Origin of the sequence: Cognatishimia sp. F0-27 (genome assembly GCF_020667845.1) — a bacterium.
Classification (GTDB): domain Bacteria; phylum Pseudomonadota; class Alphaproteobacteria; order Rhodobacterales; family Rhodobacteraceae; genus JAFMPQ01.
The window spans coordinates 37,829-51,272 of sequence record NZ_JAFMPQ010000020.1; the positions used below are offsets into that span (position 1 = coordinate 37,829).

Sequence of the window (13,444 nt, forward strand, 5' to 3'; positions counted from 1 at the left end):
GTAGGCGCTCTTGTGGAGGCGGCAAGCGAGTCGCATAACGTCGCCCGAAGACCGCGCAGAAACAGGGGCCCGGATATGAGAATCGCCACGTTCAACATCAACGGCGTGAAGGCCCGTATCGGCGCGCTGACCGCATGGCTCGACGACACGAAACCGGATATCGCCCTGCTGCAGGAGATCAAGTCGATCGACGAGGCCTTCCCGAGAGAGGTTTTCGAGGAGCGCGGTTATACCGTCGAGACCCACGGGCAGAAGGGCTTCAACGGGGTGGCCATCCTGTCCAGGCACCCGCTGGAAGATGTCACCAGAGGATTGCCCGGCGATGACAGCGACGAACAGGCCCGCTGGATCGAGGCGACCGTTGTCGGAGATACCCACGCTTGCCGGATCTGCGGTCTCTACCTTCCCAACGGGAACCCGGCGCCGGGGCCGAAATACGATTACAAGCTGGCATGGATGGAGCGGCTGGAGGCGCGGGCCCGTGCCCTGCTCGCCGATGAAATGCCGGCGCTGATGGCCGGTGACTACAATGTGATCCCGCAGGCCGAAGACGCCGCGCACCCGGAAAACTGGCGCGAAGATGCGCTCTTCCGCCCCGAGACCCGCGCCGCCTTCCGGCGTATCCTCAATCTGGGTTTCACAGAAGCGTTCCGCGCGCGGCAGGCCGGCCCCGGCCACTACAGCTTCTGGGATTATCAGGCCAACAGCTGGGAGCGCGACAACGGTATCCGGATCGACCATGTGCTGCTCAATCCTCAGGCCGCCGACCTGCTCAGCGACTGCTCGATCGAAAAACAGGTGCGCGGCGGCGAGAAACCGTCCGATCACGTGCCGGTTTGGGTCACTCTGGCGCTCTAATCCCATCGCGCCGCCCCGATCAGCAGAGGGGTATCACGGCGCGTGCCAAACCACGCGCGCTTTAAGATAGATTTCACAGGCACCTTTGCTCCGCAACGCCTTGCGTCCCTGCAGTGGCACCATTACCTTTAGTGAAAACGGGGTATTTTTGGAGAGTCCGCGCCCATGCCAATGCACGCACAGCAGATCGAAGAGCTTCTGCGCGAGAGTTTCCCGGAAGCCGAGATTCGGGTCGAGGGGGACGACGGGGTCCACATGTCGGCCATGGTTGTCGACGAGAGCTTCCGCGGCAAGAACAGGGTCCAGCAACAGCGCGCCGTCTACGCCGCGCTCAAGGGCAAGATGGACGGGCCGGCCGGAGAGTTGCACGCGCTTGCCCTGACCACACGAGCCCCTTCGTGAGCCAGTGCAGCAACCATAGCGCAGCGCATCCGCCCGGTCGCGGAAAACACAGCATGAGAGCGACCCGATGATCGGGCCCGGGATCGGATCTGCGGCGCTGATCGGGGTGCTTTGTGCCCTCATTGTCTGTGTGGCGGTATTCCGCGCCTGGGTCGCAATCCGAAATGACAAACACCAAGGGCGCGGTAGCCTTCCGGGCAAGGGATACCACACGATAGACGCCTCGTACCACTCGGGCGGCTCGGGCGGCGGGCATTCCGCCGAATTCCGTGTTCCGAAGGACCCGCAGGTTTATGCCCGTCTATTCATACCGAAGGACAAGACGAAATGAGCGACGCCACCAGCAAGATCGACGAAACCATCAAGACCAACGACGTTGTGCTTTTCATGAAAGGCACAAAGGCGATGCCGCAATGCGGGTTCTCCAGCCGCGTGGCGGGCGTGTTGAATTACATGGGTGTGGATTACACCGACGTGAATGTTCTGGCAGATGATGCCGTGCGTCAGGGGATCAAGGATTACTCCGACTGGCCCACGATCCCGCAGCTTTACGTGAAGGGCGAGTTTGTCGGCGGCTGTGACATCATCACCGAGATGACGCTTTCCGGCGAGCTCGACACGCTTCTGGAGCAAAGTGGCGTGAACTATGACAAGGAAGCTGCGGAAAAGATCCGCGAAGCCAACGCCTGACCGCACAACGCGCCTTGTGCGACGCGAGACCAAGCAACCCCGGGAGCCAGCAGGCGACCGGGGTTTTCATTTGGTCGATTTCAGTCTGCCGAGGTGAGCTTTTGCAGGCAGCCGCGTGACGGACCTCGAACCGTGTGTCAGCCGGGGTCGGGGCATGGACACGGAGCGCGCCCGCCCTCTCCGGCTGGAGAGATGCGGTCAAGACGTTTCGTCGGTGGGTGACCTTGGATATGCCATGATCAGGCTGACCGGCACGTCAGATGCAAAAGTGATCAGCGGTCTGCCATGGTCTTTTCTTCAACCGAGTCGGCCACGGATTCGGCGCGCGCGGCCAGTTCGGCCAGCGTATCGATCACGTTGGCCGGGATGACCGGCACCTCGACGCGTTCGGGCTCTGGCGGCGGCGTTTCCTCGATCGCGGTCAGCTCCGATTGCAGCGCGTCCACCTTGTCCTGCGCTTCGCGCAAGCGCTCCTCAAGCCCAGCGGTCTTGTCGGCAAGCATGAGCCCCGCCATCAGCAGCATGCGCCCTTCGGGCATGCGACCGATCTGGTCCACGAGCACCTGCGCCTCGCTGTCCAGCAGTGCCGCAGCGGAATGCAGGAATTGCTCCTCGCCTTCCTGACACGCCACTTCAAAACTGCGCCCACCGATGGAGATGGTGACTTCGGTCTGGGCCATCACGGCGCCTCCTGTGTTGCGGCCAGCGCATCGGGTGCCGGTGCGCCCGCCTCCGCCAGGATCGGCGCGAGCGTGGCGTAAAGCTGCGCCACTTCAGCCGCGTCTGCCGCGCGCAAGGCGCGCAGGGACTCAAGCTCGGCCTGCATCGCCCGATTGATGAGATCCGGCTCACCCACCCCTTGCGCATTGGCATGGCGCAACGATTCCGAGGTTTGAAGGAGCGTCTCGTTGGCCTCGCGCAGGCGCGCCATCTCTCCTTCAAGCACAGCGGAGGCGTCCCGTGCTGCGGCCACCTGCTCCTTGAGCGCGGCCGTGTCGTCCTTGGCAACTCTCTCTTTCAGCAGGCGAATGCGCTCTTCAAGCTGCGCGTTGGCGAGTTTTTCATCCTCAAGCGCTTCGCGCAAAGCGGCGACTTCCGCAGGATCGATCGCCGGCTCTGCCGGTTCCGGCGGACCGGCATCCCAGGTCTCGACGCCACGCGCGATCCGATCGAGCGCCGCTGCCATACGAATGTGCAATTCCTCGATATCGGCCATGCGGTCTGCCCCTCGTCCGTCCTGCCTGTTCGCCCACGCCACACAAACCCTGTCATTGCAGGCAATGCAGCGCACTGCGCGCGAATCGGATGCGCGCGGTGATGGCCAGAGTTTAACAATCCGTTCGGGGAATTGCGCCCCTTCAATTGCAAGGCCTTACGCGGCGCCGTTCAAGTCACGCGGACAAGAAGCGCGGGCCACCGCTTGAATCTCCCCCAAGGGCTGGTATTGAGCCTCAAACTGCCTGTTTTCATGCAGGCCAGCCACCCAACAGGAAGGAAGCCTGACCCGTGGATATTGACGCGCTTCGCAAGGATCACCCTGACCACTGGATGCGTGCAACGGCCATCAGAGCGCTTGCGCTCGATGCCGTGGCCGAAGCCAACTCGGGCCATTCCGGCATGCCCATCGGCATGGCCGATGTCGCCACCGTGCTCTACTCGAAGCACCTCAAGTTCGACGCCGCCAATCCGACATGGCCGGACCGTGACCGTTTCATCTTGTCCGCGGGGCACGGGTCCATGCTGCTTTACGCAGCGCTCTATCTGGCGGGCGACCCCGAGATCACCCTCGATCAGGTCAAGGCGTTCCGCCAGTGGGGGGCCAAGACTGCCGGCCATCCGGAGAATTTCCACGCCGACGCCATTGAGACCACAACCGGCCCGCTTGGACAGGGGATTGCCAATTCCGTCGGTTTTGCCATGGCCGAAGAGATCCTGCGCGCGCGGTTTGGTCCCAAGCTGGTCAACCACCGCACCTATGTGATCGCCGGCGACGGCTGTCTCATGGAAGGGGTGAGCCAGGAAGCCATCGGGCTCGCGGGGCGCTACGGGCTCGGCCATCTGATCGTGTTCTGGGACAACAATGACATCACGATCGACGGCAAGGTCTCGCTGTCGGATCGCACCGATCAGGTGGCGCGCTTCCGCGCCTCCGGGTGGCACGTGCAGGAAATCGACGGCCACGACCCCGAAGCCATCGACGCCGCAATCACCGCTGCCAAGGCGGTCAAGGATCAACCCTCGATGATTGCGTGCAAGACGCATATCGCGCTCGGTCACGCGGCACAGGACACTTCCAAGGGTCACGGTGCATTGACCAACGCGGAGCAGAACGCCGAAGCCAAGAAGATCTGGGGCTGGACCACCGGCCCGTTCGACGTGCCCGCAGAGATCAAGTCCTGGTGGGAAGAGGTTGGAGCCCGCGGCGCGAGCGAGCGCGAAGCGTGGGAGGGCCGCCTGTCCGCAGCCTCCGGCGCCAAGCAGCGCGAATTCGCCCGGATCATGGCCGGTGAGGCCCCCAAGAAGCTCTCCGCCACGATCAAGGCGCTCAAGAAGCAGATTTCCGAAACCGCGCCCAAGGTTGCGACCCGCAAAAGCTCCGAAATGGTGCTCGAAGTGGTCAATCCGATCATGCCCGAAACCGTTGGCGGCTCCGCCGATCTCACCGGTTCGAACAACACGCTGACCGGCGATCTGGGCGTTTTCGACATCGACAACCGCGCGGGCCGTTATGTTTATTGGGGTATCCGCGAGCATGGCATGGCCTCGGCCATGAATGGCATGGCGCTCCATGGCGGCGTGCGCCCGTATGGCGGCACGTTCATGGCCTTCACCGACTACGCACGCCCCGCAATGCGGCTTGCGGCATTGATGAAGGTGCCAACGGTTTTTGTCATGACCCATGACAGCATCGGCCTTGGCGAGGATGGTCCCACGCACCAGCCGATCGAACATCTCGCAATCAGCCGCGCGACGCCGAACACGCTGGTGTTCCGCCCCGCCGACACGGTGGAAACGGCGGAAGCCTGGGAAATCGCGCTGCGCCAGACGGCAACCCCCTCTGTGCTGTCGCTCACCCGGCAGGGCCTGCCCACCGTGCGCACGGAGCACAAGACCGCCAATCTCGTCGAGAAAGGCGCCTATGTGCTCGCCGATGCAGAAGGCAAGCGTCAGGTCATCTTGATGGCGACAGGGTCCGAAGTCGCCATTGCAATGGCCGCGCGGGATCAGCTTCAGGCCGCGGGCATTGGCACCCGTGTGGTTTCCATGCCCTGCTGGGAACTCTTTGAGATGCAGGACGAGAAATACCGTCGTCGCGTTCTGCCCGCGGGCCCGGTGCGCGTCGGCATCGAAGCCGCGATCCGCTTCGGATGGGATCGCTGGCTCTTTGGCGAGCGTGGCAAGCGGGAGAAGTCGGGCTTCGTCGGTATGCATGGTTTCGGAGCCTCGGCACCGGCCGATGTGCTTTACGAGCAGTTCGGCATCACCGCCGACGCGGTCGTTTCGAAGGCCAAAGCCCTTGTGGATGGAAAGTGGTCTCCCGATACCACGATCTGAGCCTGTTCGCCCGGACGACATCGAAACGCCCCGGTTTCACCGCCGGGGCGTTTTCACATGCGGCGCGGCACCATCCGCCTAGACCAGACCAGACCAGACCAGACCAGACCAGACCAGACCAGACCAGAGAACCGGCCCTCGGGGATGAACACAAGCCACGTCGGGCGTCACCGACGCGCCCGTGCCCTGCCCTCCTGCCTTGTCTGAGGCTCCGGGCACTGCCTGTGACGGGCGCCCTCGCTCCCTGCCCCTTTCAGGCGCAGTCAGGTTTCGCCCGCAGCGAACGGGCGCGGCATGGGCTTGAACCCAAAAGACAAACGGACCTGTCATGTGGACTCGCGCGTGGCTCTACTCGCGCTGCTGGTGCTGACCTTCGGCCAGGCAGCCGGCGCCGTGGTCATGTCAAACGATGGACGGATAAAATGGCGCGCACCCGCTTCATTCCGAGTGCGTCACGCTTTCAATCGACAAACAGCTTGGGCAACACCGCCGCTCGCCAGAGCCAACGCCTCTAGTGCGACGCTGCATCCCCGGACTTGCCCGAGAAACGGGCCGCCACGGGCGTGATCACCTTTGTCACAAGCGGGATAATCGCGAGACCCAGCAGGAAGCCCAGAACCCCGTCAATCACCGCTTTTGTCAGCCAGACCAAAAACCCGTTGTCGCCTCCCACCGATGCGCCGATGCCCTTGATAACATCCTCGGGCCAATGCAGCCCCATCTCGTGCAACGAATGGACAATGATTGACCCACCGACCCACAACATGGCCGCGGTCCCCACCACTGTCAGCGCCTTGAGCAACCATGGCATGAACCGCACAATGCCCCGTCCCAGAGCGCGGGTTGCGCCAAGGCGACCGACCTGCGTGAGCCAAAGGCCGAAATCATCCGCCTTCACGATCAGAGCAACCGCGCCGTAGACACCGCCGGTGACGACCAGCGCTACGACAAACAGAGTGGCGCCCTGCATCCAGATGGACGGGCTGTCGATGGTGGACAGCGCAAGGGTCATGATTTCGGCGGAGAGGATGAAATCGGTCTTGATGGCGCCTTTGACCCGTTCCTCTTCAAGGCGCGCGGGGTCCTTGATGTCGTGAGAGCCGTCTGGACCGGGCGAATGATCGTCATGCTTGGTCAGTGCGTGCACGATTTTCTCTGCGCCTTCGAAGCACAGATACGCGCCGCCAAGGATGAGAAGCGGCGGGATCAACCACGGTGCGAACTGCGACAGCAAGAGGGCCGCGGGCAGCAGGAAGACAAGCTTGTTGATGATGGAGCCACGCGCGATCCGCGCAATCATCGGCAGTTCGCGTGCCGGGGCGAACCCGGTGACATATTTCGGGGTCACGGCCGCATCGTCGATCAGCACACCCGCCGCCTTCGAACTCGCCTTTGCGGTATGGGCCGCAATATCGTCTACAGAGGCCGCCGCGATCTTTGCGATGCCCGCAACATCGTCCAGAAGTGCCAGAAGTCCGCTCATGCGCTCATTTCCTACCTTATCGCTCCGTCAGGCCCGTGCGCCTCACCGCCCATCCTTGCCGGCCCCTCTGGATAGGACGCCTTGCCGCGAAATCCAAGAGCGGACCGAGATGCCGCCCCGGTATCATCGCACTGAACCTACACAACGCAGCCGGATGCGGCCCGGTTCCGCTCCGGGCACCGCCGCTGTCGTCCTTGTGGAGGACGACCAGACGCCTGCCAACCAACGGCCCCTGGCCCCGAACGGTTCAACGCGGTGCCTGATCGCAAAAAGAGGCTGTGGATGATTCCCTTTCCACAGTCAGCACGGCGCGCACACGCCGCCTCGCAAGCCACCTGCCCGCTGCCGCCGCATCGCCGCCCGCGACATGTTTGCGCAAACCCGAAAAGCGTTAGCGCTCGCTTGTCGCCAATTCTGGCATTTATCGCTAACATACTGTCACATATTACCTTTTTTTCTTCCTAGAAGCGGCATGCCCCCGTATACGAAGCGCGAAAAAGAGAGTTCGCATGTGTAGGAGTACGGAGATGACCGTTACTGTCGGGATCAATGGATTTGGCCGGATCGGCCGTTGCACTTTGGCACATATCGCCGAATCCGCACGCAACGATGTTCAGGTGGTGCGCCTCAATGCGCCCGGTCCGATCGAGACACATGCCCATCTTCTCCGCTATGACAGCGTCCACGGCCGTTTTCCCGGCGATGTAAAGGTCAGCGGCAACGCGATCGACCTCGGGCGCGGGCCGATCGACGTGATGTCGAGCTACAACCCCGAAGAGCTTGACTGGTCTGGCTGTGACGTGGTTCTGGAATGCACCGGCCAGTTCAATGATGGTGAAAAGGCCAAGATCCACAAGGCGCGCGGCGCCAAGTCGGTTCTGATTTCTGCCCCGGCCAAGAATGTCGAGAAGACCATTGTCTATGGCGTCAATCACCGGGATCTCGCCACCGGCGATACGATGATCTCGAACGGCTCCTGCACCACCAACTGCCTCGCGCCGCTGGCAAAGGTGCTTGATGAGGGCATCGGGATCGAAAGCGGGATCATGACCACGATCCACTCCTACACGGGTGACCAACCAACAATGGACCGCCGCCACAAGGATCTTTACCGAGCGCGGGCTGCCGCGATGGCAATGATCCCGACCTCAACCGGCGCCGCAAAGGCACTTGGCGAGGTTCTGCCCAATCTCAAGGGCAAGCTCGACGGGTCCGCTGTGCGCGTCCCGACCCCGAATGTCTCCGCTGTGGATCTGACATTCTACGCCAAGAAATCGGTCACTGTGGACGACGTGAACGCCATCGTGCAGGAAGCCGCAAATGGCCGCATGGGCATGGTTCTGTCCTATGATCCCGAGCCCAAGGTCTCCGTCGATTTCAACCACACCACCGCAAGCTCCATCTTCGCCCCCGACCAGACCAAGGTTGTTGGCGGCCGCATGGTGCGGGTGCTGGCGTGGTATGACAACGAATGGGGCTTCTCGGCACGGATGGCCGACGTCGCCGGCGCAATGGGTCGCTTGCTGCACTGAGTCGAGGTGACAGGCCCGAAACCGGGGAATTCCGCCGATTTCTGGCCGAAACAGCGCGAAAGCATCGACACCGGGTCCAAATCCGTGCTGAATTGCAACGCATAAGGCGGCAAAACGCTCATTCAAACCCTCCCAGCGGAAATATTCGCTGGAACTTTGTCTTCCCGAGGCCTATTACCGAAGGTGGACGCAACGCAACGTTACAGGTGAGATTAACCATGAAGAAAGCACTCTTCGCATCGGTGGCTATCGCTGCCATGGCAACTTCCGCTCTCGCAGGCGGCAAAGGCGACGTTTACGTCGAGCCGGAGCCCGAGGATCCGTTCATCGCAGCGGTTCCCGTGAACTCCTCCGCTTCCCCGCTCCTGATCCCCCTGCTCGTCGCAGGTGGTGCAGTGGCAGTGGTCGCGGCAGCATCCTCCTCGGATGATGGCAGCGACGGCGGCGCTGGTGGCACCGGCGGGACTTCCGGCACCAACTAAGGGTCGGAAGCGACCCTGGTCGCAAGACATTGAGAAACGGCGGTCCTAACGGGCCGCCGTTTTTCGTTGCGGCGTCGTTCTGTTCTACTGCGTCACTGGACCGGTCCCGGCTTGGATGCAACGCCGAGACATGTCCTCTGGGCAATGCAACCCAGCTTCGACACCATATCGAACAGCACCGGGACATTCCCGCTCGACAGGATGGGCATGCGTGCGGCGGTGACCCACGTGCCCGCCCCCTTTTGATCGTCACGCGACACGCTCCTCAGCCCAAAAACAAAAGAACCGGGCGCGGGGCCCGGTTCCGGTTGCTGACACATGCCGTGGCGCGCGCGGTTACAAGTAATCGGAGCGCTGCAGCCCGTATTTGGCCATTTTCTCATTCAAGGTCCGGCGCGGCAGGCAAAGCTCTTCCATCACGTTGGCAATCGAGCCCTTGTGGCGCCGCATCGTGTTGTCGATCAGCATACGCTCGAACGCTTCGACATATTCCTTGAGCGGCTTGCCTTCGGTGGTCATCACCGGCTGCATCTGGTCGTGGTCGCTCATCAGAAGCGAAGCGATGGTCCCCTGCCCGCGTCGTGATTGCAGAACCGCGCGTTCCGCGAGATTGATCAGCTGGCGGATATTTCCGGGCCACGGTGCCTGCAGCAATTGCGCCGCTTCCTGCGCCGAGACCTTGGGCGCGTCACATCCATATTCATCGGCAAACTGCTCGGACAGACGCATAAACAGCGTCAGGATATCCTCCCCCCGCGCCCGCAGCGGCGGCACGGTGATCTTGAGCGCCGCCAGCCTGTAATAGAGATCGGACCGCAGGGCCTGTTCGCAGGTGCGCCCCTCTTCCTGGAGGTTCGAGATTGCAACGATCCGCGTCTCCGGCGGGTTGCCCTGATCGTTGATGGCCGACAACAGCCGCGCTTGCGCGGTGTCCGAGAGCGCCTCGATATCTTCAAGCACCAAGGTGCCGCCTCGGGCCTCCTCGACGGCCGGCAAACGGGTGTCCTCCGGCTGCATCGGGCCAAAGAGCCGCTTCATCAACGCGTCCTCGTCATAGGCCGCGCAAGAGATCAGCACGAATTTCTTGCCGGCCCGCGTTCCGACCGCGTGCAACGCGTGCGCCACAAGCGTCTTGCCGGTGCCGGTTTCACCCTCGATCAGCACATGCCCGTCTGCCTGACCAAGATCGAGAATATCCTCCCGCAAGCGCTCCATGGCCGGGCTGGCCCCGATGAGTTTCTTCATGATCTGGCCGCCTTCGGCCAGTTCACGACGCAGCGCACGGGTATCGAGCGTCAGACGGCGGGCATTGGTCGCCTTTTTTGCCAGTTCGGACATGCGATCCGGGTTGAACGGTTTTTCCAGAAAGTCGAACGCGCCCACCCGCATCGCCTCGACAGCGATGGGCACATCTCCGTGCCCAGTGATCATGATGACCGGAAGCGCACTGTCCGACCCCATCAGCTTCTTGAGAAACTGGATGCCATCCATGCCCGGCATCTTGATGTCGGAAATTACGATGCCGGGATAATCCGCCCCAAGCGCGTTGAGCGCTTCCTCTGCGGAGGCATAGGTTTCAGTGTCATAGCCCGACAGTGCGAGCCATTGGCTGATCGACTGCCGCATGTCCTTTTCGTCATCGACGATGGCGATCTTCATTGCATTGGCCAAAGGATTCACTCCGCTGCCTTGGTCGTCTCATTCAATACAGGCAACTGCATCTCGAACACAGCGCCCCCGTTTTCCCCGTTTCGCGCCGTCAGGCGGCCTCCGAGGTCGTTTACAATCCCCGAGGAAATCGCCAGCCCGAGGCCCACGCCGTCGCCGGGTTGCTTGGTCGTGTAGAACGGCTCGAACAGCGAATCGAGGTCCTCGATCCCGTGACCGTTGTCGCGCACCGACAACGTCGCCGTCTCACCCGCCGCGAGGATGATTTCCACCTGCGGGTCACTCACAGACTTGGTGGCGTCCAACGCGTTGCGCAAGAGGTTCACCAGAACCTGCTCGATCCGCATCCGGTCACCAAGGACGCGGACCGGGTCATCCGGCAGCAGCCGCGTGATCTTGACCCGGCGGGATTTGAGCTGCGGTTCCATCATCGACAAGGCAGACGCCAGCGCATCGGCCATGTCCACATCGCTGAGCTGATCCTGTCCCTTCCGGGCATAGCTTTTGAGCTGCTGGGTGATTGCGCCCATCCGCTCGATCAGATCGTCGATCCGGTGAAAGGCAGATGTTGCCTCTTCCGGACGATTGCGCCGGATCAGGAGTCGTGCGCCCGCAAGATAGGTCTTCATCGCCGCCAATGGTTGGTTCAACTCATGGCTCACCGCCGCCGACATTTCGCCCAACGCCGCCAGTTTGGAGCTCTGGGCTAGCGATTGCTCAGCCACGGCGAGGTTTTTCTGCACCCGCTCGCGCTCCGAAATCTCGCGGCGCAACCTGTCATTCAGCGCGCGCAGATCCGCCGACTCACGCGCAAAAAGGGCCATCCGCAACGCAGTGCGCCGCGACAGGGCATAAAACGCCAGCGCCGCAAGCAAGGCGAACCCCATGATCTCGAGCGCCAGCGCCGCGTTCACCTTTTCGCGCACAGACGCGTAGGTGGTGAATGTCGTGAGCGTCCAGCCCCGGAACGGGATACGCCCATCGATCCGCATGACCGCCTCGCCGCGCAGATAGGCGTCCGGCTCCTGCACCGTCCAATCCGCCGTGGCTTGGATCGCCCGCTCGATCGCGGTGTCGGCCGGTTGCTGGTTCAATGCATCTTCCGGCGTCAGACCGCGCCAGCGCGGCTCGGTGGCAAGAATGATGCGGCCGGTGCTGTCCGTCACCATCACCGCGTCGGATATGCCAGCCCAGGCGCGCTCAAACTTGGCCAGATCGACCTCGACCACAATCACGCCGACGGTTTGGTTCTGGCTTTCAACGCGGCGGGAATAGGAAAAGCTGAAGCCCCCCGCCTCCCGCTCGATGGTGGTAAAAACGGTGGTGTTGGTGCGCACGGCATCCACGAAATAGGCCGCTTGCCGGTGCGCTTCGCCAAGACGATTGCGATCCGTGGCCGCCACCGTGCGCCCGTCGCGGTCAAGCAACATCAAGGAGGCTGCACCGATCTCATCCACGTAGGAAATCAGGCGCTGTGAGCTTTGCGAATATTCTGCCGAATTCAGCGCGCCGATCAGGGATGGATCGCGCGCCAGCAATTGCGGCACAATGGCGTTGCGGCGCAGCTCGGACACCAGATTGCCGGAATAGAGCGCGAGGCGCAGTTCGGCCCTGTTGCGGGTCGTCTCTGTGAACCGGTCCGTCAGAAGCGCATTGGTGATCAGAACCGTGATGACCGCCACGATCAGAAGAACGCCCATGGCGACCCGCATCCGCCAGGACAGCGGCGCAAAGCGACCCGTGCGGCGGGCGATGGGATCTATTGCAGACATGCGCTCCAGAATAGGCGCGCCCGTCTGTTTTTCCAAGTCACGCCCGAAGGACGGCCTCGGTGAGGTGAGCGAAAAGGCGCGCACCGTCTTCGTTGCCATGGGCGGATTCCGCCGCGCGCTCGGGATGCGGCATCATGCCGAGGACGCGGGCGTTCTCCGACAGGATACCGGCAATGTCACGGGCCGATCCGTTTGGGTTGTCGGTGTACCGCATCGCCACACGGCCCTCGCCTTCCAGCCGGTCGAGCGTCGCCTCATCGGCAAAGTAATTGCCATCGTGATGCGCAATCGGCAGCGCAATACGCGCGTCCTGCTCATAGGCACTGGTGAAGACGCTGTTTGTCGTGCTTATCGAAAGTCCGACGGTGCGACAGATGTATTTCAAACCCGCGTTCCGTAGCAACGCGCCCGGCAGCAGACCTGCCTCGGTGAGCACCTGGAACCCGTTGCAGACGCCCAGCACGTAGCCGCCACGCTCTGCATGGGCCCGCAGCGGCGCAAGGATCGGCGCGTTGGCGGCAATCGCGCCGCAGCGCAGGTAATCTCCGAACGAGAAGCCGCCGGGCACTGCCACGAGATCCGTGCCTTCGGGCAACGCGGTATCCTTGTGCCAGACCATCGTCACCGAGCAGCCCGCGCGTTCCAGCGCCACCTTCATGTCGCGATCGCAGTTCGATCCGGGGAAAACAGTGACAACAGCTTTCATGGCAATGCTCTCCCGGGGCTCAGAGCCGCTCGATGCGGTAGCTTTCGATCACGGTATTGGCGAGCAGCGTCTCGCACATCCGCGCGATCTCGTCGTCGCTGGTGCCATCGGAAAGATCAAGCTCGATCACCTTGCCCTGCCGGACGCCATCGACCCCCGAAAACCCCAAGGCGCCAAGCGCGTGACGGATCGCCTCACCCTGTGGGTCGAGCACTCCATCCTTCAGCATCACATGAACCCGAGCCTTCATCATGCCATCCTTTTCGAGTTGATCCCGCGTGCCGGAGGGTGGACCC

Annotated in this window: 14 protein-coding genes; 7 read left to right on the forward strand and 7 right to left on the reverse strand. The window is 62.5% G+C overall.

The annotated features are described in order from the left end of the window. The first annotated feature begins 75 nt into the window (after window positions 1-75). The 4 genes from xth (at window position 76) to grxD (ending at window position 1,950) form a co-directional block, all read left to right on the forward strand. Window positions 76-858, forward strand: coding sequence for an exodeoxyribonuclease III (gene xth / locus J1C49_RS11995; protein WP_227446063.1), 783 nt, complete (start codon window positions 76-78; stop codon window positions 856-858). 165 nt (window positions 859-1,023) lie between these two features. Next, window positions 1,024-1,260, forward strand: coding sequence for a BolA/IbaG family iron-sulfur metabolism protein (locus tag J1C49_RS12000; protein ID WP_227446064.1), 237 nt, complete (start codon window positions 1,024-1,026; stop codon window positions 1,258-1,260). A gap of 67 nt (window positions 1,261-1,327) precedes the next feature. Then, on the forward strand, window positions 1,328-1,591 hold the full coding sequence (locus tag J1C49_RS12005; RefSeq protein ID WP_227446065.1) for a hypothetical protein: 264 nt from the start codon (window positions 1,328-1,330) through the stop codon (window positions 1,589-1,591). Next, window positions 1,588-1,950, forward strand: coding sequence for a Grx4 family monothiol glutaredoxin (grxD, locus tag J1C49_RS12010; RefSeq protein WP_227446066.1), 363 nt, complete (start codon window positions 1,588-1,590; stop codon window positions 1,948-1,950). Before J1C49_RS12005 ends, grxD begins: the two co-directional genes overlap by 4 nt. A gap of 272 nt (window positions 1,951-2,222) precedes the next feature. Here grxD and J1C49_RS12015 read toward each other — a convergent pair whose 3' ends face one another. Both J1C49_RS12015 and J1C49_RS12020 read right to left on the reverse strand, forming a co-directional pair. Further along, window positions 2,223-2,630 (reverse strand): cell division protein ZapA, encoded by a 408-nt coding sequence (locus J1C49_RS12015; protein ID WP_227446067.1) that lies wholly within the window; start codon window positions 2,628-2,630, stop codon window positions 2,223-2,225. Next, window positions 2,630-3,166 carry a hypothetical protein gene (locus tag J1C49_RS12020; protein WP_227446068.1) on the reverse strand — a complete coding sequence of 179 codons (537 nt, stop codon included), beginning with the start codon at window positions 3,164-3,166 and terminating at the stop codon, window positions 2,630-2,632. The genes J1C49_RS12015 and J1C49_RS12020 overlap by 1 nt, the downstream gene beginning before the upstream one ends. A gap of 290 nt (window positions 3,167-3,456) precedes the next feature. Here J1C49_RS12020 and tkt point away from each other — a divergent pair, with 290 nt between their 5' ends. Next, window positions 3,457-5,505: a transketolase gene (gene tkt / locus J1C49_RS12025; RefSeq protein ID WP_227446069.1), complete on the forward strand. Its 2,049-nt coding sequence runs from the start codon at window positions 3,457-3,459 to the stop codon at window positions 5,503-5,505. A 511-nt stretch (window positions 5,506-6,016) separates the two neighbouring features. On the opposite strand, the gene J1C49_RS12030 is transcribed toward tkt, so the two are convergent. Then, window positions 6,017-6,988 (reverse strand): DUF808 domain-containing protein, encoded by a 972-nt coding sequence (locus J1C49_RS12030; protein WP_227446070.1) that lies wholly within the window; start codon window positions 6,986-6,988, stop codon window positions 6,017-6,019. A gap of 527 nt (window positions 6,989-7,515) precedes the next feature. Between J1C49_RS12030 and gap the strand changes: the two genes are divergently transcribed. Further along, window positions 7,516-8,520 carry a type I glyceraldehyde-3-phosphate dehydrogenase gene (gap, locus tag J1C49_RS12035; RefSeq protein ID WP_227446071.1) on the forward strand — a complete coding sequence of 335 codons (1,005 nt, stop codon included), beginning with the start codon at window positions 7,516-7,518 and terminating at the stop codon, window positions 8,518-8,520. A gap of 218 nt (window positions 8,521-8,738) precedes the next feature. Continuing rightward, window positions 8,739-9,002, forward strand: a complete 264-nt coding sequence (locus tag J1C49_RS12040; protein ID WP_227446072.1) for a hypothetical protein — start codon at window positions 8,739-8,741, stop codon at window positions 9,000-9,002. A 336-nt stretch (window positions 9,003-9,338) separates the two neighbouring features. On the opposite strand, the gene J1C49_RS12045 is transcribed toward J1C49_RS12040, so the two are convergent. From J1C49_RS12045 to purS, 4 genes are read right to left on the reverse strand one after another with little or no spacing between them, the layout of a single operon-like run. After that, entirely contained in the window at window positions 9,339-10,661 is a 1,323-nt protein-coding gene (locus J1C49_RS12045) for a sigma-54 dependent transcriptional regulator (RefSeq protein ID WP_227446120.1), read from the reverse strand. A gap of 17 nt (window positions 10,662-10,678) precedes the next feature. After that, complete coding sequence (locus J1C49_RS12050) at window positions 10,679-12,442, reverse strand: ATP-binding protein (protein ID WP_227446073.1); 1,764 nt, start codon at window positions 12,440-12,442, stop codon at window positions 10,679-10,681. Window positions 12,443-12,479: 37 nt separating this feature from the next. Next, entirely contained in the window at window positions 12,480-13,148 is a 669-nt protein-coding gene (gene purQ, locus J1C49_RS12055; protein ID WP_227446074.1) for a phosphoribosylformylglycinamidine synthase subunit PurQ, read from the reverse strand. A gap of 19 nt (window positions 13,149-13,167) precedes the next feature. Then, a complete protein-coding gene (gene purS, locus J1C49_RS12060) occupies window positions 13,168-13,398 on the reverse strand; it encodes a phosphoribosylformylglycinamidine synthase subunit PurS (RefSeq protein WP_227446075.1) in 231 nt (76 codons plus the stop codon). Window positions 13,399-13,444: the final 46 nt, after the last annotated feature.

What these genes read in the sequence shown, in the direction of transcription:
- xth (WP_227446063.1), top strand. Translation starts at nt 76, where the DNA reads ATGAGAATCGCCACGTTCAACATCAACGGCGTGAAGGCCCGTATCGGC.
- J1C49_RS12000 (WP_227446064.1), top strand. Translation starts at nt 1,024, where the DNA reads ATGCCAATGCACGCACAGCAGATCGAAGAGCTTCTGCGCGAGAGTTTC.
- J1C49_RS12005 (WP_227446065.1), top strand. Translation starts at nt 1,328, where the DNA reads ATGATCGGGCCCGGGATCGGATCTGCGGCGCTGATCGGGGTGCTTTGT.
- grxD (WP_227446066.1), top strand. Translation starts at nt 1,588, where the DNA reads ATGAGCGACGCCACCAGCAAGATCGACGAAACCATCAAGACCAACGAC.
- J1C49_RS12015 (WP_227446067.1), bottom strand. Translation starts at nt 2,630, where the DNA reads ATGGCCCAGACCGAAGTCACCATCTCCATCGGTGGGCGCAGTTTTGAA.
- J1C49_RS12020 (WP_227446068.1), bottom strand. Translation starts at nt 3,166, where the DNA reads ATGGCCGATATCGAGGAATTGCACATTCGTATGGCAGCGGCGCTCGAT.
- J1C49_RS12030 (WP_227446070.1), bottom strand. Translation starts at nt 6,988, where the DNA reads ATGAGCGGACTTCTGGCACTTCTGGACGATGTTGCGGGCATCGCAAAG.
- gap (WP_227446071.1), top strand. Translation starts at nt 7,516, where the DNA reads ATGACCGTTACTGTCGGGATCAATGGATTTGGCCGGATCGGCCGTTGC.
- J1C49_RS12040 (WP_227446072.1), top strand. Translation starts at nt 8,739, where the DNA reads ATGAAGAAAGCACTCTTCGCATCGGTGGCTATCGCTGCCATGGCAACT.
- J1C49_RS12045 (WP_227446120.1), bottom strand. Translation starts at nt 10,661, where the DNA reads ATGAAGATCGCCATCGTCGATGACGAAAAGGACATGCGGCAGTCGATC.
- J1C49_RS12050 (WP_227446073.1), bottom strand. Translation starts at nt 12,442, where the DNA reads ATGTCTGCAATAGATCCCATCGCCCGCCGCACGGGTCGCTTTGCGCCG.
- purQ (WP_227446074.1), bottom strand. Translation starts at nt 13,148, where the DNA reads ATGAAAGCTGTTGTCACTGTTTTCCCCGGATCGAACTGCGATCGCGAC.
- purS (WP_227446075.1), bottom strand. Translation starts at nt 13,398, where the DNA reads ATGAAGGCTCGGGTTCATGTGATGCTGAAGGATGGAGTGCTCGACCCA.